This is a genomic window from Paenibacillus nitricinens, assembly GCF_052056485.1.
GTDB lineage: Bacteria > Bacillota > Bacilli > Paenibacillales > Paenibacillaceae > Paenibacillus_AQ > Paenibacillus_AQ nitricinens.
Genome location: NZ_CP183948.1, coordinates 4,476,441 through 4,499,208, shown reverse-complemented (window position 1 = coordinate 4,499,208; position 22,768 = coordinate 4,476,441). Strand labels below are relative to the sequence as shown.

At 43.7% G+C, this 22,768-nt stretch carries 21 protein-coding genes; 19 read left to right on the top strand and 2 right to left on the bottom strand.

Translation table 11 applies throughout. From position 1 onward, the window contains the following. Positions 1-18 precede the first annotated feature (18 nt). The gene (locus ACN6KS_RS20015; protein ID WP_094870242.1) at positions 19-471 is read left to right on the top strand and encodes a flavodoxin; all 453 of its coding nucleotides are present in this window, start codon (positions 19-21) and stop codon (positions 469-471) included. 25 nt (positions 472-496) lie between these two features. Continuing rightward, on the top strand, positions 497-1,252 hold the full coding sequence (locus ACN6KS_RS20010) for a hypothetical protein (RefSeq protein WP_143812133.1): 756 nt from the start codon (positions 497-499) through the stop codon (positions 1,250-1,252). Between the two features lie 78 nt (positions 1,253-1,330). On the opposite strand, the gene ACN6KS_RS20005 is transcribed toward ACN6KS_RS20010, so the two are convergent. Then, on the bottom strand, positions 1,331-2,176 hold the full coding sequence (locus tag ACN6KS_RS20005) for a GNAT family N-acetyltransferase (protein WP_094875509.1): 846 nt from the start codon (positions 2,174-2,176) through the stop codon (positions 1,331-1,333). 83 nt (positions 2,177-2,259) lie between these two features. Further along, positions 2,260-2,553 (bottom strand): GNAT family N-acetyltransferase, encoded by a 294-nt coding sequence (locus ACN6KS_RS20000; protein WP_440960359.1) that lies wholly within the window; start codon positions 2,551-2,553, stop codon positions 2,260-2,262. A gap of 809 nt (positions 2,554-3,362) precedes the next feature. On the opposite strand from ACN6KS_RS20000, the gene ACN6KS_RS19995 reads away from it, so the two are divergent. From ACN6KS_RS19995 to ACN6KS_RS19915, 17 genes are all read left to right on the top strand, one after another. Beyond that, complete coding sequence (locus tag ACN6KS_RS19995) at positions 3,363-4,265, top strand: ArsR/SmtB family transcription factor (RefSeq protein ID WP_440960358.1); 903 nt, start codon at positions 3,363-3,365, stop codon at positions 4,263-4,265. 233 nt (positions 4,266-4,498) lie between these two features. Next, positions 4,499-6,247 (top strand): ABC transporter substrate-binding protein, encoded by a 1,749-nt coding sequence (locus ACN6KS_RS19990; RefSeq protein WP_094875512.1) that lies wholly within the window; start codon positions 4,499-4,501, stop codon positions 6,245-6,247. Positions 6,248-6,307: 60 nt separating this feature from the next. Then, positions 6,308-7,261, top strand: a complete 954-nt coding sequence (locus ACN6KS_RS19985) for an ABC transporter permease (RefSeq protein ID WP_094870237.1) — start codon at positions 6,308-6,310, stop codon at positions 7,259-7,261. A gap of 16 nt (positions 7,262-7,277) precedes the next feature. Further along, positions 7,278-8,201 carry an oligopeptide ABC transporter permease gene (gene opp4C, locus ACN6KS_RS19980; protein WP_094870236.1) on the top strand — a complete coding sequence of 308 codons (924 nt, stop codon included), beginning with the start codon at positions 7,278-7,280 and terminating at the stop codon, positions 8,199-8,201. Between the two features lie 11 nt (positions 8,202-8,212). Next, positions 8,213-9,196, top strand: coding sequence for an ABC transporter ATP-binding protein (locus tag ACN6KS_RS19975; protein ID WP_094870235.1), 984 nt, complete (start codon positions 8,213-8,215; stop codon positions 9,194-9,196). After that, the gene (locus ACN6KS_RS19970) at positions 9,189-10,154 is read left to right on the top strand and encodes an ABC transporter ATP-binding protein (protein WP_094875518.1); all 966 of its coding nucleotides are present in this window, start codon (positions 9,189-9,191) and stop codon (positions 10,152-10,154) included. The genes ACN6KS_RS19975 and ACN6KS_RS19970 overlap by 8 nt, the downstream gene beginning before the upstream one ends. 211 nt (positions 10,155-10,365) lie before the next feature. Then, complete coding sequence (locus tag ACN6KS_RS19965) at positions 10,366-10,974, top strand: 50S ribosomal protein L25 (RefSeq protein ID WP_179281591.1); 609 nt, start codon at positions 10,366-10,368, stop codon at positions 10,972-10,974. A gap of 323 nt (positions 10,975-11,297) precedes the next feature. Further along, positions 11,298-13,142, top strand: coding sequence for a fibronectin type III domain-containing protein (locus ACN6KS_RS19960; RefSeq protein ID WP_341135298.1), 1,845 nt, complete (start codon positions 11,298-11,300; stop codon positions 13,140-13,142). Positions 13,143-13,592: 450 nt separating this feature from the next. Then, positions 13,593-14,138 (top strand): hypothetical protein, encoded by a 546-nt coding sequence (locus ACN6KS_RS19955; protein WP_094870232.1) that lies wholly within the window; start codon positions 13,593-13,595, stop codon positions 14,136-14,138. A gap of 189 nt (positions 14,139-14,327) precedes the next feature. Further along, on the top strand, positions 14,328-14,759 hold the full coding sequence (locus ACN6KS_RS19950; protein WP_440962425.1) for an HIT family protein: 432 nt from the start codon (positions 14,328-14,330) through the stop codon (positions 14,757-14,759). 241 nt (positions 14,760-15,000) lie between these two features. After that, on the top strand, positions 15,001-15,645 hold the full coding sequence (locus ACN6KS_RS19945; protein ID WP_440960357.1) for a YhbD family protein: 645 nt from the start codon (positions 15,001-15,003) through the stop codon (positions 15,643-15,645). Between the two features lie 11 nt (positions 15,646-15,656). Continuing rightward, positions 15,657-16,343 carry a hypothetical protein gene (locus ACN6KS_RS19940; RefSeq protein ID WP_094870230.1) on the top strand — a complete coding sequence of 229 codons (687 nt, stop codon included), beginning with the start codon at positions 15,657-15,659 and terminating at the stop codon, positions 16,341-16,343. Continuing rightward, entirely contained in the window at positions 16,336-16,992 is a 657-nt protein-coding gene (locus ACN6KS_RS19935; RefSeq protein ID WP_440960356.1) for a hypothetical protein, read from the top strand. The genes ACN6KS_RS19940 and ACN6KS_RS19935 overlap by 8 nt, the downstream gene beginning before the upstream one ends. Before the next feature lie 44 nt (positions 16,993-17,036). Next, a complete protein-coding gene (locus ACN6KS_RS19930) occupies positions 17,037-18,575 on the top strand; it encodes an MDR family MFS transporter (protein WP_094870228.1) in 1,539 nt (512 codons plus the stop codon). A 290-nt stretch (positions 18,576-18,865) separates the two neighbouring features. Beyond that, on the top strand, positions 18,866-19,825 hold the full coding sequence (locus ACN6KS_RS19925; RefSeq protein ID WP_440960355.1) for an ABC transporter permease: 960 nt from the start codon (positions 18,866-18,868) through the stop codon (positions 19,823-19,825). A gap of 17 nt (positions 19,826-19,842) precedes the next feature. Continuing rightward, positions 19,843-20,739 (top strand): carbohydrate ABC transporter permease, encoded by an 897-nt coding sequence (locus ACN6KS_RS19920; protein ID WP_042190000.1) that lies wholly within the window; start codon positions 19,843-19,845, stop codon positions 20,737-20,739. 92 nt (positions 20,740-20,831) lie between these two features. Further along, positions 20,832-22,667 (top strand): ABC transporter substrate-binding protein, encoded by a 1,836-nt coding sequence (locus ACN6KS_RS19915; protein WP_440960354.1) that lies wholly within the window; start codon positions 20,832-20,834, stop codon positions 22,665-22,667. Positions 22,668-22,768 lie beyond the last annotated feature (101 nt).

Below are 22,768 nucleotides of genomic sequence, written 5' to 3'. Positions count from 1 at the left end.
AATGGGAGGAACAGAAAGATGACTAAAGTGCTAGTGGCATACGCCAGTCTAACTGGAAACACTGAGGAAATGGCTGAGTTGATTGTAGAGGGAATACGCCAAGCAGGTGGTGAAGCCGTTTTGAAATCGGTCACTGAATGTAATGCGGTTGAGATAAATTCATATGAAGGCGTTCTGTTAGGAGCATATACTTGGGGAGATGGAGAGATACCAGATGAAGCTCTTGATTTCTATGAGGAGATGGATGAGCTTGATTTGACTGCTATGAAGTCAGCAGTTTTTGGAAGTGGAGACACAGGGTACGCGATTTATTGTGGAGCCGTGGACTTATTCGTGGAGAAGTTAAAGGAACGTGGAGCTGTGATATTACAGGATAGTCTTAAGATTGAATATGGCCCGAACGCTGCTGAAAAAGAAGCCTGCCGTCAATTCGGTCGTCAATTTATCGAAGCTTGTATGGTGGCATCATAGGATGGGCGGGCCAGCAGGAAGTTGGATGAAGAAACAAGTGAATTTACATACGCCTCCATATAAACGACTGCATGATTATCGAGTGGAGCACATTATGCTTGGTGGGGCCGAGAATTTATCAAGCGGAGCTCCAGCGACCGGGCTCCCACGCTGGCGCCAGCAGGTTCAATATGCTGTAGGGCATACACTTAACGACTTTTATAGTTTGCTGCCTGAAGTTCGAAGGGAGATACCGATACAATTTCTGTTAGAGCGTCGTTGGCCGCCTAGAGGGGATGCTTTTCCTTCATTACTGCAATATTGGGATATCAAGACAAGTATAGCGGATGAACTAATGCGTATCGTTTCGACCAATCATTTACTGGAAATTCCGGTTATGCTATACGAGCAGTGGTATGTGCCAGTCCCGGAGCTGAACTTGGAGCTTTCGATGATTACTCAATTAGCTTGGAATTCTATTCAGAATGGTCGAAGCCTGAACATTCAGAAATTTATGGTGAATGGCAATGAGGATACAATTGCGGGCTTTTTGCATATGACTAACGTCTTTTGTTATGCGGCTTACGGTGAACCTGCGGAGACCGTGGAAATCTACTCCTTGCTAGAGGGTCGTAAATACTCTTACAACGGAAATGCAGTCCCGTATAAGGAGTCTTTGGATTATGTTCGATTGTTATCTGTATTTCTGGAGCAGGAAGTGCACGCGGATGGCTCATTAAACTGTAGTGACCGTAGAAATGATAGAGGCGAAGCTAATGTTGGAGGCTTTGGGCTCATGTGATTACTTCTTATAATAAAATAAGGCCTCCTGCACTACAGGCGAAAACGCCCATTAGACAGGAGGCTTTATTTCTATGGATTAGCCGATATAACGGTAATAATCCTGTTTATTCTGAATGATAAAGCCACAGCTTTCATATAGCTTAAGCGCATTGGGATTATCTAGAGCGACCTCGAGATTAATTCCATTATAGTTTTTACGTTCTCGTTCGATCGTTTGAAGAAGAGCACTTCGTCCAATGCCTAGCCCCCGTAGCTTCTTGCTGACAGTAAATCCATAAATCCAGGTTTCATTATCTTCGGTCCACAGCCGCATTTTACCAACAGGTTGTCCATCCATTTCGATCATAATATGTTCTTGCAGGCCTTCCTGTTTCTGCAGGTCATAGAGTTCGGCAGCATCTTCTGTCTTTATATCAAAGCCTCCACAATCCAGCTCAACAAGAATTGGGGCTTCGTCTTCACGAGCAGGGCGTAAGATCACAGTCCCTGTGGCTGAGCTTGCTTCAGAAGAAGCAACCGAATTTCCGCCCCATTTCATTTGGTATTCTGCATGATTAAACTGTAGTGGTAGTGTTCGAAGGAATGCTACACCAGATGACGAAGCAGCGGGAGCGTTTAGAAGTAGGGTAGCGACATTGCCCCGTTGGATAATAGTCTGCGCTCGGTTCCACAGTGAGGTGAAGATGCCCCGTCGGCGGTAGCCTGGCCGAACCATGCCGCAGACCTCCATATCGCTTCCGAATCCATAAAGTCCTAAGAAGCCGACGAGTAATTCATCTTCATAAGTCACGAGCCATTCCGTATCTCCTACGCTTGATGGCTGGCGAAGCATATCCCAATTCAATTTCAGTGAAATTCCGTCATATTGCTCACAGCGTTCTTGTAATTCTTCTATATTTCTCAAAGTATCGGTAGTAGTCAAACCCGTTTCCTCCTAATGTGTATTTGAACTAAGTGTATTAGTTCGAATAGGTTAATAAAGCTTCACGGAAACGGGAACGGAGATCAGTCTCGCTCGCCTGTGTTTCCGCTCAGCACGTCCTTATACTCCGGATGCTTCTCGAATTGATGAGCTGCATAGGAGCACACAGGAACAATTTTCAAATTTTCATTTCGAGCCTTATCTACAACAGCCCGTACAAGTTCTTCACCGGTACCTTTACCGCGCAGTTCCTCAGAGACACGAGTGTGGTCAATGACCAATTCCCCAGCATCTTTATCCAAACTGTATGTGATCTCGGCAAGGTCCTTACCGTCATTCGCAACAAAAAAACGTCCTGTTCCAGTTTGAATTTGCATCTTATGGCTTCACTCCTAAAATGTTATTGCCTATATTTTACTACCACGATTTGCAAAAAGCGAGGAACGAAGCAGATTGATTGCTCGCCCTGGATGTTTGATGGCGTTCCATAGATGGATTTATCGAGGAAGTTAGGATTACTGGTGTGAATAATGCGCTCTTGTTACTCGAGGCAGTTGCTTGTAATGTTTGTTCTGACGCGATCGAGTGACTTTTGGCGAGCCGAGAAGGTGGGGGCTGGAATTTCTGGACAAGCTAGTGTGCTGGATACGTAAGGCGGGCCAGACATTCCCGGCACTCTGATGCAGGAACATCCAGGACTGCCGGAAACATGGGAATCCTTGAGACCTCAACATGTCCAAAACTCCTGTCATCATAATCATCCATTGGAGCTTTCGGACTCCATTGCAGCTATCCTTAGGAAAAGGCACAAATTAGGGGAATACTGCGTATAAGGTCCACTGTGTCCGATAGCAACTTCGTTCGAGTATATTTTACCGATGGAATCGCTATGACTAGGTGGTTGATCGCATGGGTTAAGATCCCCGATGCAACCGTACTGAAATGTCCCTTAGCTGTATTTTACGAGTAGAAGTCCCCTTGCACGAACACCTCGCAAACAAACCTAAATTAAAGTTAGATACGCAGAAATTCTGCGGTCAAACGGCAGTCAATGAGCAGTCAATCAGCAGTCAATGAATTTTTATACACTCCCGTTTATAAAGTAGCTTGCGTATACTCAGGATAATACAATAAGATTAAGAGAATATCTCACTACTGAAAAGAACCGCTAGCAGGAGGAATCATTGTGGAATACAAGGTTGAGGTTGAATTTAGGTCCATTTATGAATTATTGAACAGCTTACATACTTATTTGTGCAAAAAATCCTATAAGAAGATTGATTTAGGAATGGCGTGGGTCACAGAAATTGAGAGCAGCCTCAGTCAAGAACTGCTATCACGCCTGAAAGAAACCGAACTAAATAATGAATGGAAAATGTTGAATCTGCTCATTTACTGTTGTCCATTTAAGGATGATGTAGACAGTGTGTTGAACTGGATTGAAGGGTTATCTGTTGGCGAGTTATATGAGACCTTATCAAAATATGTAAAGGTTTTTCCAAGCCATATGGAGGATTACCGTAATCGCGTAGTATTTTTACTCTCCGAATGGAACCGCCAGTACTTTAGTCAATGTAATCCTGCGATTCTAAGCAAATTACAGCAGCATGTAGATTTGAAGAACATGGAGCTTAATGAACTGGAAACGGCTGATTTTGTGAACAAGACGACCAACGGATTTTACTTCATTCCTACGGATGGGCTCAAGAAGCTCGTTCTGATTCCACAGTACCATTTTCAGCCTGCTAATATCATCTATTGCTACGGTGAATTAACGATCTGTCATTATGCGGCCTGGATTTCGATAGAGAACGAAGAGATTTCACCATTTATGTACAGAACGATTCGTAGTCTAAGCGAAAAAAGCCGCCTGAAAATCCTCCAAGCCCTTAGCGGTGGCCGCAAAACGTTTACCGAAATTGTAAAGCATGCAGGAATCTCGAAGGGGATCGTTCACGATCATATTTTTAATCTTCGCTGTGCAGGTTTGCTTCATGCCTATATTGAAGGTGAGAATGTCACCGGATATAGTCTGCGTCTGGAAGGCATTCATCGGATGAATGAGCAGCTTTTTGATTGTTTAAAATAAAGATTTCGAATAAATTGTACGGTCTGAAGGTCAGAATTCTCTTATGCAGAGAGGGTTTTGGCTTTTTTTGTTTTTTTTTAATATTTGCATAATTCTGTTTGTGGAGAATTTTTTTAAAGTTCTCTCTTTACAGAACTTAAAAACCTTTCTATAATGAACATCAGAAGTTATTCATACTTAACAGGTAGGAATTATAGTTATTATTCTATTAGAGAGAAAAGGGAGATAGGTACATGAGAAAAAATGCGATTGTAATCACTTCATTACTGCTTACGGGTTCACTGTTACTTTCGGCTTGCGCTAACAACAGTACTAACGAATCCTCGTCCGCGAACAATGCGGCTAAAGGGTCCAATTCAACTAATGTGGAAGCAGCAACTACGCCAGAAATTGTTCCTGCTGGTGCGCTAAGCGAGCCTTTTACCGCAACCGATTTGTCCAAACTTCCAGCAGTTGCACAGAAACGCACAGACACCATTATCGTAGGGTTAACGGACCCAAGTGGAGCTTTCACTCCGTATTTTCAGCAAAGTGGTTATGATGGCAATGTATCCTCACTGCTATACGCATCTCTCGTAACTGTAGACGATAAAGGTATTCCAACACCGGAGCTTGCGGAGAGCTGGGATGTTTCGGACGATCAGCTTACATACACGTTCCATTTGCAAAAAGATTTGAAATTCAGCGACGGTTCTCCATTAACAGCGGATGATGTAGCCTTTACTTGGACGATCCAATACGACAAATCGTATGACGGTAGCTCGCAGCTTCCATCCCTAAATATTAAAGGCGGCAAAGCCTATAAAGAAGGTACTTCTCCAAAGATAGAAGGGATTAAGGTGATTGATCCACAGACGATCTCAGCTACGCTTGAGCAGCCCAACGCAACAGCGCTGGTACAGCTCGGCTCGAATGTATTGTCTAAAGCTTACTATGGCAAGGACTATACATTTGGAAATCTCGAATACATCAAGAAGCTGCATGAGAAGCCACTGGGGGATGGACCTTACAAGCTGGAAAAATTTATTCCGGGGCAAGAGGTACGTTTTGTAGCGAATGAGAATTATTTCAAAGGTAAACCAAAGACAGAACATTTCATCTACAAAACTACGGAAGGCGATGTATGGCAGTTCGTAGAAACGGGTGAGGTAGACTACGCTTCTTTTAGTGCAACAGACGAGAATATCGAGAAGCTGAAAGCGCTCGGCTTTGTGAATATTATTCCTTACACTCCAAGCACGTACGGATACCTGCAAGTCAATTTGAAGCATGAGCAGCTCAAGGATAAGCTTGTACGTCAAGCTATTGTGTACGGTTTGGATCGTCAGAGTATTTATGTGGATGCAGCACAAGGTGCAGGTTCTATTGCGAACATTCCGGCATCCCCAATCTCTTGGTCTTACACGGAGGAAGGCATTAATCCTTACAAATATGATCCGGAAAAAGCTAAACAATTGCTCGATGAAGCCGGCTGGACTGTAGGAGCGGGTGGTATCCGTGAAAAAGATGGCAAACCGCTCAGCATTCATTACCTCGGTTCGAAGAGTAAAAACACAGATATTTTCATCGCTGTAGCGAAAGAGAATTTTGAAGCACTGGGTATCGACTTCCAGCCTGAGGTGTTCGCAGACTTTAACTCACTGGTATCTAAGGTAGAAGGTGGGGATTACGACCTCGTATCCTTCTCCACAAGTATGTTGACTGATCCGTCTGACGGGTTCATGCAATTCTTTGATGGCGAGATCACGGATTATGACAATCCGAAATTCCTGGAGTTATACAATAAAGCTTTGGCAACTACAGATATTGAAGCCCGCAAAGCGGTATACAAAGAGCTGTACCAGCTCTTCAATGATGAACTGCCTATTATTTTCACAAGTTACAAAAAGACTGTATACGCCTATAACGGACGTATTGAGAATCTATCGGTCAGCCCGTTCATCGGTCTTGCTGGCAGTCTGCCAACTTGGAGCCTGAAATAAATAAAACAGTGTCCCCTGTTCTAGATTCTTGGGCAGGGGACAAATCATAAGGAGTCTGTCATGAGCGCTTATTTATCGAAAAGACTGTTGTACATGGTCATTATCTTATTTGCGGCATCATTATTGATCTTCTGTCTGTATGCTTCAACACCGGGAGATTTCATAACCGGAAATATTAAATTGACGGCAGAGCGCAAAGCAGAGCTGCGTGAGATCTACGGCTTAAACAAGCCGATGCTTGAGCGGTATGGAGTATGGATGAAAAATGCGCTGCATGGCGATTTCGGGTATTCTTTAGCCCAGCAAAAGCCTGTGCTTCAGCTTTTTAATGATTATATTTGGAATTCCTTTCTGCTGGCTGCCGTTTCCACGTTTCTGACGTGGGTGATTGCAGTTATTATTGGTGTGATTTCAGCTTATAAGCAATATTCATGGTTCGATACACTCGTGATGATCGCAATATTCGCAGCCATGTCGCTGCCGTCATTTTTTATAGGCTTATTCCTGATCAAAATCCTGGCTGTCGATCTCAAGTGGCTGCCTCCGGGTGGAATCATCACTACAGGCAGCAACGCTACGGGTCTGGCGTACTTTAAGGAGATTGTTATGCATATGACCCTTCCGGTTGTTGTTATGACCCTCCTTGGATTAGGCTCGCTCACGCGTTATTTCCGCAGCAATATGATCGATGTCTTAAAGCAGGATTATATCCGTACTGCCCGCGCTAAAGGTCTAAGGGAGCGTAAGGTGCTTTTTACACATGCCTTGCGTAATGCCTTATTGCCTGCGATTACACTGGTTGGCTTCGAGCTTCCAGCGCTATTTGGCGGATCACTGATTATTGAGAAAATATTTAATTGGCCGGGGATTGGGCAACTGTATATGCAGTCCTTCGGGCTTAGGGATTATCCTTTACTGATGGGCTTTACGATGTTTATTGCGATACTTACCGTCATAGGAACGTTGCTTTCGGATGTTTTGTACCGGATCGCCGATCCTAGAGTTCGGCTATAGAGAGGAGGAAGCTGACGTGGCAGTTCAAAGTAATGTAGCGGGGATTTCAAAACCCCAGACCACCAAAGGAAAATCCTCTTTATTCCGGCAATCCCTTCGAAGATTGTTAAAGAACAAGCTGGCGGTATCCGGGTTTGTGGTAGTGATTTTTATGTTTGCGCTTTGTTTTATAGGTCCTCTGTTCTCTCCCTATACCGATAACAAAATTAATATGGCATTGATGAACAAAGCACCTAATATGAAGCATTGGCTGGGTACCGACGCGCTGGGCAGGGATATTCTGACCCGGGTGATGCAGGCAGGACGCATTTCACTGACAGTAGGACTGGCATCCATGGTGCTTTCGGTGTTTATCGGGGCTCTTTTGGGGGCCATAGCTGGATATTACCGTGGAATCGCTGATCAAATCATAATGCGGATTGCGGATCTGTTATTGACGGTTCCGAGTCTGCCTCTGCTTTTTATTTTTGGAGCATTGTTATCAGAGTGGAAAATTCCAACGGATTATCGCATGTATATTGTTATGCTTATGCTTAGCATTGTGAGCTGGCCGGGTATGGCGCGTATGGTGCGGGGGCAAATGCTTAGTCTGCGAGAACGTGAGTTTATGCAAGCAGCCGTAGTATTAGGCCTTCGGGATCGGCGTAAATTGTTTAATCACTTGCTGCCGAACATTGTCCCGCTGCTGATCGTTATGGCTACTCTCAACATCGGTGGCGCTATTCTGAGTGAATCGGTTCTTAGCTTTTTTGGGCTAGGTGTTATGCCGCCAACGCCAACCTGGGGCAATATGATTGATGCAGCGAATAATATGATCGACTTTAAGGATCGGCCGTGGCTGTGGATTCCGCCTGGGCTATCCATCTTCGCGACAGTAATCGCGATCAATATCTTTGGTGACGGACTCCGGGACGTACTTGATCCTAAACAGAAGAGGTAGGTGACCCTCACATGAGTGATTTAATGAATATAGACGGTCTAAGTACATACTTCTTCACGGAAGAAGGGAAAGTGAAAGCCGTTGATGATGTAAGCTTCCGTGTTCGTGAAGGAGAGACGGTCTGTATCGTCGGAGAATCGGGTTGCGGCAAAAGTGTAACTGCGATGTCCATCATGGGTCTTGTTGAAGAGCCAGGGGGCAAGGTTGTCCATGGCAAAATTGATTTTCAGGGTGAAGATTTGTTACAAATGGACAAAAACACACTGCGAGCTATCCGTGGCAACGAGATCGCGATGATCTTCCAGGAGCCCATGTCCTCTCTTAATCCTGTAATTAAGATCGGTGAACAAATTATGGAGCCGTTGATCGTGCATTTGAAGATGAACAAGAAGCAGGCACGTATCCGGGCAATTGAACTGATAAAACAGGTAGGCATATCACGCCCTGAACAAATAGCAGATAGTTACCCACATGAACTGAGCGGAGGGATGCTGCAGCGGATAATGATCGCTATTGCCATCGCCTGCAGTCCAAAGCTATTGATTGCAGATGAACCGACAACGGCGCTGGATGTAACGATTCAAGCACAAATTCTGGATATGCTTCGTGAAATTAAAGCCAGCTCCGGCATGTCTATTCTATTAATCACCCATGATCTGGGTGTAGTCGCGGAGATGGCTGATTACGTGATTGTTATGTACTCCGGAAAGATTGTGGAGGAGGGGGAAGTTGTTGAATTGTTCAACAATCCCAAACACCCGTATACGAAAGGGCTGCTCAAATCGAAGCCAGTTATTAATCAGCGGCAGGATGAGCTGTATTCCATACCAGGCCAAGTGCCAAATCCGCTTGAGCTGGTACCTTCTTGCTATTTTCATGACCGCTGTGAGCATTGCATGCCTGTATGTGCCAGCCAGCAGCCCCAGCTTAAAGAAGTGGCCAGCAGACAAAAGGTAGCTTGCTGGTTGTATGAGGAGGCGGTTGTTCATGCCTGAGGCATTGCTTGAGGTCAATCATCTGAAGAAATATTTCCCTGTCACTAAGGGATTGCTAAACCGTACGGTCGGGCATGTAAAGGCTGTTGATGATATTAGCATTACGCTTCAGCCTGGTGAAACGTTTGGACTGGTTGGAGAATCCGGGAGCGGCAAGAGTACAGTAGGACGGACAATTCTACGGCTAACGGATAAAACGGCAGGTGAGATCAAATTCAAAGGGATAGACATTCATTCTTTGTCTCCCGCTGAATTGCGAAAGATCAGACCGCAAATGCAGCTAATCTTTCAAGACCCTTATAGCTCACTTAACCCTCGGGTCCGCATAGGTGATGCTATCGGAGAAGCTTTACTGGATCATGGGTTATGCTCAAAATCAGAGGTTCGTGATCGGGTGCTTGAGGCGCTTGAGGCATGTGGTTTATCCTCTTATCATATTGATCGCTTCCCGCATGAATTCTCGGGGGGGCAGCGGCAGCGGATCGGAATCGCGCGTGCGCTTGTGCTGAGTCCTGAGCTAATCATTGCAGACGAGCCAGTCTCGGCCTTGGATGTATCCATCCAAGCGCAGATTATTAATTTATTCAGTAAGCTGCAGCAGAGCCGTGGGCTAACCTATTTGTTCATCTCTCATGATTTGAGTGTAGTGGAGCATTTATGTTCAAGAATCGGTGTCATGTATCTGGGATCTATGATGGAGACGGCTTCTAGAGATGAATTATTTAAGAATCCGCTCCATCCGTATACCAAGGCATTGCTATCAGCTGTTCCAATACCTATTCCGAAGCTGAAAAGGGAAAGAATCGTTCTTAAGGGGGATATTCCGAGTCCTGTGAATCCCCCGGCTGGCTGTAAATTTCATACTCGTTGTCCCTATGCCCAAGAGGTTTGCAAATCGGAGATTCCTGTATTCCGCGATGCTGGTAATAATCATTTTGTAGCCTGTCATTTGGTCTGAGCTTTGTCACAGATATAATGATGATTCACTCCTAAGTCTTGAATAATTAATGTTGAATTGTATAATAATACAATTTGACCTTATTTTTGCCTGTGCTCAAAAAGTTTAAAAGGGTTTCAAAGCCAGGTTAATGGGGTAATTAGAGAGTGGTTAGGTTAGACGTACATATCTAATCGGTCTAGTATAAAATCCCTACTTAGGAGGAATCATCGTGAATACAACAGTACGTTTGACAGAAAGATCCGGCTCGACTTCTTCACAGCGCAGAAAAGGCTTTGTACCGGTCGTCGTGTACGGTGCAGGTTCAGATAGCCAGTCCTTTACAGCGGATGCTAAGACAATTACCGGGATTTTGGCTAATAACCCTCGGGCGGTATTAACCTTGGAATTGCCAGATTCAGGTAAAAAGAACGTTGTCATCCAAGAAATTCAGCGCCAGCCCGTATCCAAACAACTGCTGCATATTGATTTTCAGCAGATCGACATGAAAGCCAAATTGGATACGAAAGTAGCCTTTCACTTTACAGGAGATCCAGTAGGTGTGAAGAGTGGCGGTGTGCAGCAAATTGAATTGCATGAGCTGGATATTCGTACACTTCCAGATAAATTAACGGCATCCTTTGAGGTGGATATCAGCGGACTAGATATTGGTGACCAATTGCTGGTATCTGATCTGCCGAAGCATGAGGGCTGGGAAGTGTTGACGCCTGAGGACACTTTGATTGTCCGGGTTGCGCCTCCAGCAGCTCAAGAGCCAACAGATGAGGATGCTGCTGAACCAGCGGCAGACGAAGCTACTGGTGAAGATAAAGCAGAATAGAATAGGGATTGAATCAAAAGAGCAGATAGATCCTTCTCAAGGAGCTGTCTGCTCTTTTTGTTTTATCTTCGTGAACACGTATTAATAAAATAATTGCGGTCTTTCGTATGGTTTCTTAAATGGGATTTATGGTTATTTCGCCTCATTTAGTTAAAAATTTACATAAAATCGTTGACGAATAGGTTGCAAAGGCTGAAAATGAGGACAATTACCATGGTAAAGAATTCAAAAAGTTCTTGTTATCGTTGTTTGAAAACGCTTTATTTATTTTGCTTCAAAGATCTCTCATTACCCTGTTCATCATGATTATGAGGAGGAAAGTTATGAAGATGAGGAAGCTGTTTTCGATTTTAATGACAAGTCTGCTGGTTTTTGGAGTAGCTCTACCTATGGGTGGAAAAGTGAGTGCGGATGCTGCAAGTGATGCTTCAAATCGTGCTTTAGTCTGGTTAAAGACCCAGCAAGATGCTACAGCAGGGTATGCTTTTGAAGGCTTGGTAGATAGCTTTGAGGATTTCTGGGGACCTAACAATCCCAAACAGATTGTATACACGTATGATCAAGCTGTTGCAGCCATAGCCTTTATTGTAAAGGGTGAACGATCACGGGCAGAGCAAGTGTTGAACAAAATGCGGGACATTCAGGACCCTTCCGGCTTCTGGCTGAATTCTTATTGGTATAACAATGGCTTCGGAGAAGAAATTCGTAAACATGTGGGGCCGGTTGTATGGATGGCAATGGCTGCTATGGCCTATGAAAAGCAATATAATGACACGCGATATCGCCCGATGGCGCTCAAAGCACTTGATTGGAGCTTGTCGTATAAAAAAGCCAACGGCAGTATTGCTGGAGGGTGGAGTGGTTGGAGCAATTCAGATGAGCCTTGGAGCTCAACCGAGCATAATATCGATATTTACCGGGTGCTGCAGTATTATGCTTCGGTAGATTCCTCCAAGGCTGCCTCATATAATAGCGCAGCTTCTGGAGTGAAGACCTTCCTGGATAATTATGTGTGGGATGACAGTGTCAAACGCTTCAAGGGAGGCTGGAAAAACGATACGAATCTGATTGACCCTAAAATTCCATTGGACGTGAATCCATGGGGAGTACTGGCTTTAGGAGTATCCGGAACCCATAACTACGGTGCAAGCTTAACTTATGTGGAAAATGCTTCCGGCACCCCGGGGACCCTCGCGAATCCGCGTTACAAGCAGACGCTTACTTACAATGATGCTGGGAATACGCTGACCGGCTATGATTTTGACTGGACGGATGAAGTTTTGCCTGCATATGACGATAACGGGAATCAAATCGGTAATACGGGTGCTGATGTATGGCTTGAAGGTAGCGCATTTATGTCCCTCGCCTACTATTTGCAAGGCAATGTATCCAAAGCGGATGCCATTAACACTGAAATTATTAAAAAGCAGGGCACAAGCGGCGCTTCGCTGGGGGGAATTCCGTACTCGCTTAAAGGGACCAGCAACAGCTATTGGGTTATGGCACAGCAAAACTGCGTGTCTAGCACGGGTTGGTTAATTCTATCACTACACCGGTTTAATCCTTTCACTGGTCAATACTTGACGGGTGGAGGTAATACTGGAGACACGACAGCACCTACTGCACCTGCTAATCTGACAGTAACCAGCAAGACGGATTCAGCAGTTAACCTGAGCTGGTCTCCTTCAACTGATAATGTTGGTGTTACGGGATATTTCGTTTATCGTGGAACACAGCAAGTAGCCTCTGTGGCAGATACTACAGCTACTGTTACTGGACTAACTCCAAGCACAGCTTATACGTTTACAGTAAAAGCTACGGACGCAGCAGGTAATTTGTCATCTGCTAGTAATACCGCAACAGTTACTACTAATCCCACTGGCGGCGGGGGTGGTGATCATGTGACGGCTGACTTTACGGCAGGGGTAACGAGACTTTCTTCAACAGAAGCGAGCATTTATATTACACCTGTGACTAGTGCTCTTTATGTAGATGTGCATTATAAGGTTAACGGGGGGCCACAGCTTAATTACCGGATGATCAATAGCTCAGGTACATGGAAGCAGACGGTGAGTGGTTTAAGTGCTGGCAGCAGCATTGAGTACTGGTTCACTTACGAGAAATCCGGCCCACAATATGATTCAGCGCATTATACCTATGTGCAGTGAGATTCATGAAAGACTTGAACGGTAAGATTTATAGATAGAGCAAGTAAAATAAAGAAGGCTGTCCCAGATGCCATAGTATTGGCTCGGGAGGGCTTTCTTTTCTTTGTATTAGGCTATGTTAAACCACATTGTTGATATTTGAGTTTTACGAACATCGTTTTATGATTAAGATGACACTATGTAAGGAGGTGTGGCAAGCGAGAGCTCATTCACTTTTTTACTGTCCAGAACCAAGGGGATGTCAGCTCCTATTCGTGCGCTTGATGAAATCCAGGAGCAAAAGCATAATGGCTTGTCTGCCCCATTGCAACAAATTTACTTTTATAACGTATATATAATTCTTCCATATTTTAGGTATATTAAAGGAGTTAAAAGGAATGTAACTGAAGTATATCTACAAACTACTAAGGTTTTCCATTAGTATTAATTCAAATCATAAGAGGTGATTTCATGAACAAATTTGGATTTGTATTTTTTATTGCTGCAATAATATTTTTAATATCAGGATGTCAAAAGGCTGGTTCCAACGATGAATTAGCTAAAGCGCAGGTGCAGGTTAGTGCATTAGGATCATCATTTAGTATCCCTGCACTGGATGGTTATGAAGTTAGTTATGTACAATATAAATTCCCTCCAAAGGACAAACAAGGCAACTTTATTGGAGATAATCAAGAAGTTTTAGTCACATATACGAAAAACAAAGGGAAGCTGGAGAAGTTAACAAAGGGACAAAAAGCGTCCAGTGAAAGAGAAATCATCTACGGACCTTATCAAGGAGAAACACTCTTTGAAATAACCTATAGCAATACTCAAGTTGATTTGAACGATGCTGATATTATTGATATTAGCGGCAAACAGGTGCAAAAAATAAAAAATAGTGATTATACGTATTTAGCATTCAATGCTTCAAAAGGTTCAATCACTTTAAAGTTTAACAGTTTGGATGAGGATACAATTCTAAGCATTGCTCAACAAGTAGTAAATGAAAATAAATAAGGAATAGTTAGTTTTTGTGCTGAACGGATGGAGATGTTAGTTTAATAAACCGCCTTTTACTAAGTGAAGCCATTTGATTGATCGTTTTGGGAAACTTATATTCACTGTTCTTGGTTATGTTGTGAAGCAACGGCGATATCGTTGTAAGGAGTAACGTAAAATCCCATTTAGGATGGTGTAATGCTATACATGGAATGCTTAGGATGTAGAATCGCTAACGGTATTGAACCTGACTTAAATATTGTTTATGAGAATGAATTTATTACTTGTGTGCTTGATATTGCTCCTTTTAATGAAGGGCATACTCTAATCCTCCCCAAAAAGCATTACTGTGATGTCGAAGAGATGGAGTCAGAGACTGCTTATGCTATCATGGATGCTTCGAAAAAACTTTCAATTGCTTTGAAGAGCTTGTTTAAACCTGACGGTATAAGAATTTGTCAAGATGGAGGGAAGTTTAACGATCTTACTCATTACCATATGCATCTCATTCCGAGGTACGAAGGCGATGGATTTATCTGGGGTGAACCCTTACACCCACATGGTGCTGAAAAACGATTAAGCCAAACCAAAAATAAGATTCTAAAGACATTAAGTGAAGAAAAGAGAAGGGGTCGATAAAGACTTCTTCTCTTTTCTTCATAAATTAACATTTTACCTTAACATAGCTTAAATCAAAGAATACATTTGGAGTAAAAGAGCGAAGATCCTCCTCTAGACGGAGGTTCACTCTTTTCTTGTGTTGTAAAATCTTGGAGGGAAACTTTAATGCAATGATTTGTTGCAGAGGAGATTCAAGGGGGATTGTTTTATTTACAACGTAACAGTGTTATGTTACGATGTTTTCAAGGAGTGATCGGATATGGAAGATGATTTGATTTCGAAGAAACAACTGCTGGATTTAACCGGTATTTCATATGGGCAATTGTACCGCTGGAAAAGGAAGCAGTTAATCCCTGAGGAATGGTTTATCCGTAAATCTACCTTTACTGGACAAGAGACTTTTTTTCCTAAAGAGATGATCCTGTCCCGGATTCACAACATTGTGAATATGAAAGAAGGGCTTTCTTTGGATGAAATGGCTGATAAGCTATCGGATAAAGCATCCTTTGAGAAGGTGAGTGTAACTGCTAAGGATATTTTAGAACGTAACATTGTTTCGAAAACAACGCTGAGGAAATTTGGAGAAAGTCTCAGTGATGAAAGTAAATATACTTTTGGGGAGCTCGTTCATTTATTCGCTGTAGACCGCCTGCTTAGTGCTGGGGAAATGAGTATGGAGGAGGCGGAGCTTCTGTTTCGCACGTTGCAGGAGAAAGTTTCAAGGCTTGAGAGTGGAAGCTGGGAATTGTTTTTTATCCGGAAAATGGGGGTTTCATCCTTCATTCTGGCACAAGCGCCTGCGGAGTTATGGTTTGATGAAGGGGTTAGATTGGTCAGTAAAATGACCTATGCAGATTTGATCGAACAATTGAAAGGTAAGCTTGCCTACAAGCTTGTTGAATAGGAGGAAGAGTAATGGACAAACATCAGCTGCCTGATTTGATAATAAACGGGGTTAGTGGTGGGGCCGGTGGTACTTACAACAACGTAAACATGGATGGTGTAGGTAAAGTAGTCGGGCCGATTGTGGCGCGAATGTTTAAAGGAAATGGGCATATGAATTTGAATGATGATCTAGCAGCAGAAGAAGCAGAATGCAACGGGGTCATCAAAGTGATGGGTAATATGCGGTTTGGCACCCTAAAGGTGGATGGGGTTCTTAATGTAGGTAAGAGTTTTCGAGGTGAAAGCTGTACCCTTAACGGAATGGTGAGTATCAAAGGGGATTGTGAGCTTGAGGATTTGGTAGGTGAAGGTAGCTTTAATGTTGGTGGTTTACTAAGTGCCGGTCATGTGGATTTTAAACTGCAGAGTCAGGGGAAGGCCAATGAAATTGGTGTGGAGAGCCTCGTGATTCGGCAAGTGAATAATGGATTTTGGAGTAAGATGTTTAGCGGAATTATCCCTAAACTTCGGCCTGAGCTATGTGCTCGAACGATCGAGGGAGATTTTATAGATGTAGAATATACAACTGCGGATATCATCAGAGGAAATATTGTCATTATTGGCCCAGGCTGTACACTCGGACGGGTAGAGTATCGCGAACAAATTACAGTGCATCCAGAGGCTAAGGTTGGAAAGGTGGAGAAGGTCGGTGAATGATAATCTGAAAATAATTGGAACGACATCTTCAGCCGGTGGCTCTTTCAAAGATGTTAAGATCACTGGAGAATGCAAATTCGCTGGAGATGTGAATTGCGAGAAGATGAATCTGACTGGAAATGCCAATATAGCTGGAAATCTGCATATGAAGCAAATGAAAATCACTGGTGAAATTGCGCTCGAGGGTAATCTTGAAGGAGATTCCTTACGTGGACAGGGTGAAATAAAAGCAACCTCCGTAAAAATCGATAAGCTTCATCTCTACGGAAATTTGGATGTGAAGGGTGATTGTGAAGGGGAAAAATTGCAAATTTCCGGTGCCATAAGCGTAGCTGGATTACTTAGTGCTGAGCATTTGGAGATTAAATTGTTTGGTCCAAGTAATGCGAAGGAGGTTGGGGGCAGTATCTTAACCATTAAGAAGAGTAAAACGGGGAGACTGCTGCATATGATGAAGCCAACTTCGAAAATACTGTTTGAAGCGGGGCTAATCGAAGGCGATGCTATTGATCTGGTCAATACAAAGGCTAGTATGGTAAGGGGAGAACGTGTAATCATTGGTCCGGATTGTGAAATAGAAACGGTGGAATTCCGCGATATACTAGAAGTTCATAAGCATGCAACAGTGAAGCATCAAGTGAAGATCTAAGACAATTTTATAGTTATTTTTTGAGGAAAAGAGGAGTGGAACATATGAGTGCTGCCAAATCGCCCAATCTGGGTATTGTTATCGCAGGTCTCTTATTAGGAATTCTTATGGCCTCCATGGACAGCACCATCGTTGCTACTGCAATGGGTAATATTGTTGGGGAGCTGGGCGGAATGGACAAATTTGTCTGGGTCACCTCAGCTTATCTCGTAGCCGAGATGGCGGGTATGCCCATTTTCGGCAAGCTGTCTGATATGTATGGTCGTAAGAAGTTTTTTATTTTTGGAATTATTGTATTCATGGCAGGTTCGGCTCTCTGTGGAACGGCTGATACAATAACTCAGTTAGCTGCATACCGGGCTATTCAGGGCATTGGTGGCGGGGCGCTGGTGCCAATCGCTTTTGCAATCATGTTCGATGCCGTACCGCTGCAGACTCGGGGAAAACTGGGCGGGGCATTCGGCGCTGTATTTGGCTTGTCGAGTATATTTGGTCCATTGCTCGGTGCGTATATTACCGATCATATTGCTTGGCAATGGATATTTTATATTAACTTACCCCTTGGTCTGTTGGCTTTTGCGATGGTCGTATTCTTTTATAAAGAATCGCATGAGCATTCAAAACAGCCTATTGACTGGTTGGGAGCAGGTACGCTGCTTGGTTCAGTCATTTCCTTAATGTTTGCGCTGGAGCTAGGCGGAAAAGAGTATGCTTGGGGATCGTCCATGATTCTTGGTTTGTTTGCAGCCTTTGCCATCCTTGCAGTTGTGTTTCTTTTTGTAGAGACCAAAGCGAAAGAACCGATTATTTCCTTTGCTTTGTTTAAAAAAAGATTATACGCGGTGAGCATTATTTGTGCTCTGTTTAGCGGTGCAGCTTTTATTGTGGCTTCCGTGTATATTCCGATCTTTATTCAAGGAGTATTGGGCGGATCAGCTACAAATTCAGGACTTGTATTGCTACCAATGATGGTCGGCTCAGTGGTTACAGCTACGATGGGCGGATTTCTAATGTCAAAAACCAGTTACCGCAGCCTGCTGATTCCTACATTCGCACTTTTGGTGATCGGTACTGGACTTGTAGCGACACTCACGCCGGATGCTTCACGACTGCTTGTTACGTTGTATATGATTTTGATTGGGCTAGGGATTGGTGCTTCATTCTCAGTGCTAAGTACGGCATCTATTCATGGATTGACCGCACAGCAACGTGGCTCTGCCAGCGCAACGCTGAATTTCATTCGTTCACTGGGCATGACGATAGGCATTACCACCTTCGGTATCATTCAAAGTCACTATTTCTCAGGCAGTCTTACCAAGCTACTCTCGGCTAATGGTGGTGGAGCGGCTCCTGCGGGAGCTATGGATTTTAAAGACCCACATGCTTTGCTCTCACCGGAGACTAGGGCGCTCATTCCACCTGAAATTCTGGGTAAAATTACCGCTGGGTTATCCTCATCCATTGTAAACACCTTTGCTTGGGCGGTGATTCCTGCAGCTTTAGCGTTATTGGCTTCGTTTTATATGGGACGTCAGAAGATGGATGCCTCTGCGGAGGGGAATGTTCAGGCGTCTGGACATTAGCATGTAGTCTAGATAATATTCGTTTGATTATGATTCAGTGAAAATAGACATATAAAAAAACGACCACCACTTCGGGTACTTCCTAAGTGGTGGTCGTTTTTGTCTAAAGGCATATGTGTGCTCCATTACGCCCAAAGCGACTAGGTAGAAAATGGTCGATTGTACTGCGAATTTGGTTCACAAGTATCTGACGGTTTCCCTGAGAAGGCGTTCTGCTCTCTATCTCGCCAGAAGCTCAGATTCTGATACTCTGAAAACGTAATCAAAATCTGGGTATAGGAGATTCCGATATGGGGGTACCTGCTGGCGAACGGCTTCCCAGCGTTGATCCGGTTCATCGATCCCGCTGGAAGATGAAGAACAAACATAAATTGTTCTTCATGGCTTTTCCATTTCTTGTTGTCACCTTTATTTTCTATTATCTGCCGATCAGCGGATGGATTTATGCCTTTTATGATTTCATTCCTGGAATACCGTTGTCAGACACGCCTTACGTTGGATTGAAATGGTTCAAGACGATTGTATCTAATCCGACGCAGACCGCAGAGGTTCTGCGCGTGCTGAAGAACACGCTTGCTATGAGTTCACTCGGATTAATTACATCCATCTTTCCAGTGATCTTTGCCGTTATGTTGACTGAGGTGAAGTCAGGCTGGTATCGCAAGCTGGTGCAGACACTAACCACGATTCCAAACTTTATAAGCTGGATTCTAGTTTATGCCTTGGCATTCTCGTTGTTCTCTGTAGATAACGGTGTCATCACCCACATTCTGGTGCAGCTTGGAATAGTGGATGAAGGCTATAATTTCCTCGCTTCCAGCTCAAATATCTGGGTCACGATGATCGTTTGGTACTGGTGGAAGTCGTTAGGCTGGGGTGCCATTCTCTATCTTGCTGCAATTGCAGGCATTGATCAGGAATTGTACGAAGCTGTTGAGGTGGATGGAGCAAATCGGTTCCGGAAAATTTGGCATATCACCATTCCAGGTCTGATCCCGACCTTTTTTGTACTGCTGCTACTCTCCATAGGTAATCTGGTCAATAACGGGATGGAGCAGTACTTTGCCTTTCAAAATGCGATGAATAAGGACTCTATAGAAGTACTGGATCTTTATGTATATAACATTGCGTTCGCCAACAACTTTCCTTTTGCCACGGCTGTCAGCATGTTGAAGTCGGTTGTCAGTGTAATTCTACTGTTCGCAGCGAACACATTGTCTAAGATGGTGCGTGACGAATCTATCATTTAAGTCAGGGGTGATCCCATTTGAGAAAGAAAAAACTAACGGCTGGAGAACTTATCTTCCAGATTATGATCTATACGCTCTTTGGATTGTTCACCCTGTCATGCATCTACCCATTCTATTATTTGTTCATCAATACGATCAGCTCGAATGATCTTAGCGCAGCGGGTGATATCAAATTTTATCCAAGACAAATCCATTTTGATAACTATAGTAAGGTGCTAAGAATCAGTGGTCTAGGACATGCGGCGACAGTCTCTGTGTATAGAACGGTTGTCGGGACATTGCTTACCGTGGGGTCGTCAGCTTTTTTAGGATACTTGTTCACCAAAAAGGAAATGTGGGGCCGGAGTATTTGGTATCGGAGTGTCGTGGTTACGATGTATTTTAGCGCAGGTCTGATCCCTTGGTATATCACCATGCACAATTTACATCTGACCAATAATTATCTGGCTTATATTTTGCCTACGATTATTACGCCATTCAACATCATTCTGGTTAAGACCTTCGTTGAGGCCATTCCTCCATCCCTTGAGGAGTCAGCGTCTATGGATGGTGCTGGTTACATGAGAGTGTTTTGGAGCATTATTGTACCGCTTACTACGCCCATTTTGGCTACAATTACGATTTTTTCCGCAGTGAATCAGTGGAACTCATTTATTGATACGGCGTTTCTGATGACAGATACGAAATATTTTACGCTCCAATTCTTGTTATGGCGTTATTTGAACGAGTCCAGCTCGCTCGCAGCTTTAATTCGTAATTCACCAGATATGGCTGCTAGTGTAGCGAATATGCAGACTCCAACCTCTGTACGGATGACCGTAACGATGATCGTCGTATTGCCGATTCTAATCGTGTACCCATTCTTCCAGCGCTTTTTCGTCAAAGGGATTATGATCGGTGCGGTTAAGGGCTAATGAGCTACCGGATCGGTAATGAAATGGGGTTTTCCTCTGCTAGGAGCAGAGTTGGACTATAAGAAAAGATACGAAAGGGAGGGTATAAAGCAATGAGACTAAGAAGAGCATCGCTTGTCATGCTATCCGTAATCCTAGTTTTCGTTCTGGCAGCATGTGGCGGGGGAAATAATACGGCTAACTCGGGCAAAAACACGAGCACAGAGAAACCTACGTCCGCTGCCACGAATGCGCCGGCGGAAGAGACAGCAGCACCAGATGACGGAACACTAGATCATTCCAAGCCGCTGAAGCTGACCGTATTCTCTACAACGGCTAACTATGCGGGTCCACAAACCGGTTGGTTTGCCAAAATCATCAAAGATAAGTTCAATATTGAGATGGACATTGTAGCCTCAAACCTGACGGGTGGAGATACCAAAATCTCTGCAATGATGGCATCCGGCGATCTTGGCGATATTATCATTTTCGGTGATGATAAGAACCATTATCCAAACGCGATCAAAGGAAAACTTCTCTTAGACTGGACTCAAGACGGGCTCCTAGATAAATACGGAAAAGACATTGCCAGCACGTTTCCAAAAGCTATTGAGAAAGCAAAGATCGCTTTTGGTAGTGGATCATCCGTTTTTGGCATCGGAAACAGTGTAGCTTCTAATCCATCTGGACCTTCTGAAGGGAAAGATATGACTTGGGGGCCAGACCTGCGATGGGATCTTTATCAACAAATCGGAGCACCTGAAATTTCAAAGATAGAAGATTATCTTCCCGTGCTGAAAAAAATGCAAGAGCTTGAACCAAAAAATGAGCAAGGAAAGAAAACCTATGCCTTCTCGATGTGGTCTGACTGGGACGGCAACTATAAAATGACACTGGCTAAACAGTTCGCCAACATGATGGGTTATGACGAAATTCCTGACACTGCTGTGTATGTTAAAGCAGATGAAGAAAAGTATTATGACTTCCTATCCGAAGATAGCTGGTATATGAAGTCGCTCAAACTGTATTTTGAAGCTAACCAAATGGGGCTGGTTGATCCAGATTCCATGACGCAAAAATTCGACGATGTGGTAGCGAAATACAAAGATGGTCGTCTGTTGTTCTCCTGGTTCCCGTGGCTTGGAGCAGCTAACTACAATACACCGGAAAGAACAGCAGAAGGTAAAGGTTTTGCACTAGTTCCGTTCAAGGATGAGCTGATGTATTCCACTGGCTTCAATGTATACGGTGGTAACGGTATTATAGCAATCGGTGCAAAAGCTAAAGAACCTGCTAGAATTATGGAATTCCTTAACTGGATGTACACTCCGGAAGGCGCAATGATCTCTGCAGGAAGCGGAACAGCGGTGCCGAACGGACCTAAAGGTCTGACTTGGGATATGGATGCAAGCGGTAAACCTGTCGTGACTGACTTTGGCTGGAAGGCTTATACCGATCAACAGAATACACAAGTGCCTGCAGAATATGGTGGTGGTGACTACTACTACGGCTCTAACCAAATGAACTTCTCTTTTGTAGTTCCGGCGATGGTGAATCCTGACAACAAAGAGCCATACGATCACAATCTATGGACGACAACCTTAGAGCGTAATCCGTCTAAGCTTGATAGTGACTGGAGAGCGAAGATGGGTGTTCTGACGCCTAAGGAGTATTTTGAGAAAAATAATCTATTGGCTGTCGCGCCACAAGGCTTCACAGGTAAAGAGCCATTGATGATGGACAAAACAGTGGAGCAAAAGAACAAACAAATCGGTACGGTCATTCAACAAATTTCTTGGAAAATGGTATTTGCTAAGAATCAAGCAGAATATGATAAATTGAATAAAGAAATGCATGATAAGGTGAATGGTCTCGGTTATGCCGAAGTGATGGATTTCTCGATTAAAAAGGCAGAGGAACTGTTTGAGGCTCGCAAAAGCGTGAAATAAGGTTTAATTAGAAAAAATACAAATAGGGCGGGACGGCGTGAAAGCTGTTCTGCCCTATTCTATTCAATTAAGGATAAATGTGGTATTCTCACATTGATATA

Coding starts and splice junctions, on each gene's coding strand:
- ACN6KS_RS20015 (WP_094870242.1), top strand. CDS start 19: ATGACTAAAGTGCTAGTGGCATACGCCAGTCTAACTGGAAACACTGAG.
- ACN6KS_RS20010 (WP_143812133.1), top strand. CDS start 497: ATGAAGAAACAAGTGAATTTACATACGCCTCCATATAAACGACTGCAT.
- ACN6KS_RS20000 (WP_440960359.1), bottom strand. CDS start 2,553: ATGCAAATTCAAACTGGAACAGGACGTTTTTTTGTTGCGAATGACGGT.
- ACN6KS_RS19990 (WP_094875512.1), top strand. CDS start 4,499: ATGAGAAAAAATGCGATTGTAATCACTTCATTACTGCTTACGGGTTCA.
- ACN6KS_RS19985 (WP_094870237.1), top strand. CDS start 6,308: ATGAGCGCTTATTTATCGAAAAGACTGTTGTACATGGTCATTATCTTA.
- ACN6KS_RS19975 (WP_094870235.1), top strand. CDS start 8,213: ATGAGTGATTTAATGAATATAGACGGTCTAAGTACATACTTCTTCACG.
- ACN6KS_RS19970 (WP_094875518.1), top strand. CDS start 9,189: ATGCCTGAGGCATTGCTTGAGGTCAATCATCTGAAGAAATATTTCCCT.
- ACN6KS_RS19960 (WP_341135298.1), top strand. CDS start 11,298: ATGAAGATGAGGAAGCTGTTTTCGATTTTAATGACAAGTCTGCTGGTT.
- ACN6KS_RS19955 (WP_094870232.1), top strand. CDS start 13,593: ATGAACAAATTTGGATTTGTATTTTTTATTGCTGCAATAATATTTTTA.
- ACN6KS_RS19950 (WP_440962425.1), top strand. CDS start 14,328: ATGGAATGCTTAGGATGTAGAATCGCTAACGGTATTGAACCTGACTTA.
- ACN6KS_RS19945 (WP_440960357.1), top strand. CDS start 15,001: ATGGAAGATGATTTGATTTCGAAGAAACAACTGCTGGATTTAACCGGT.
- ACN6KS_RS19940 (WP_094870230.1), top strand. CDS start 15,657: ATGGACAAACATCAGCTGCCTGATTTGATAATAAACGGGGTTAGTGGT.
- ACN6KS_RS19930 (WP_094870228.1), top strand. CDS start 17,037: ATGAGTGCTGCCAAATCGCCCAATCTGGGTATTGTTATCGCAGGTCTC.
- ACN6KS_RS19925 (WP_440960355.1), top strand. CDS start 18,866: ATGGGGGTACCTGCTGGCGAACGGCTTCCCAGCGTTGATCCGGTTCAT.
- ACN6KS_RS19915 (WP_440960354.1), top strand. CDS start 20,832: ATGAGACTAAGAAGAGCATCGCTTGTCATGCTATCCGTAATCCTAGTT.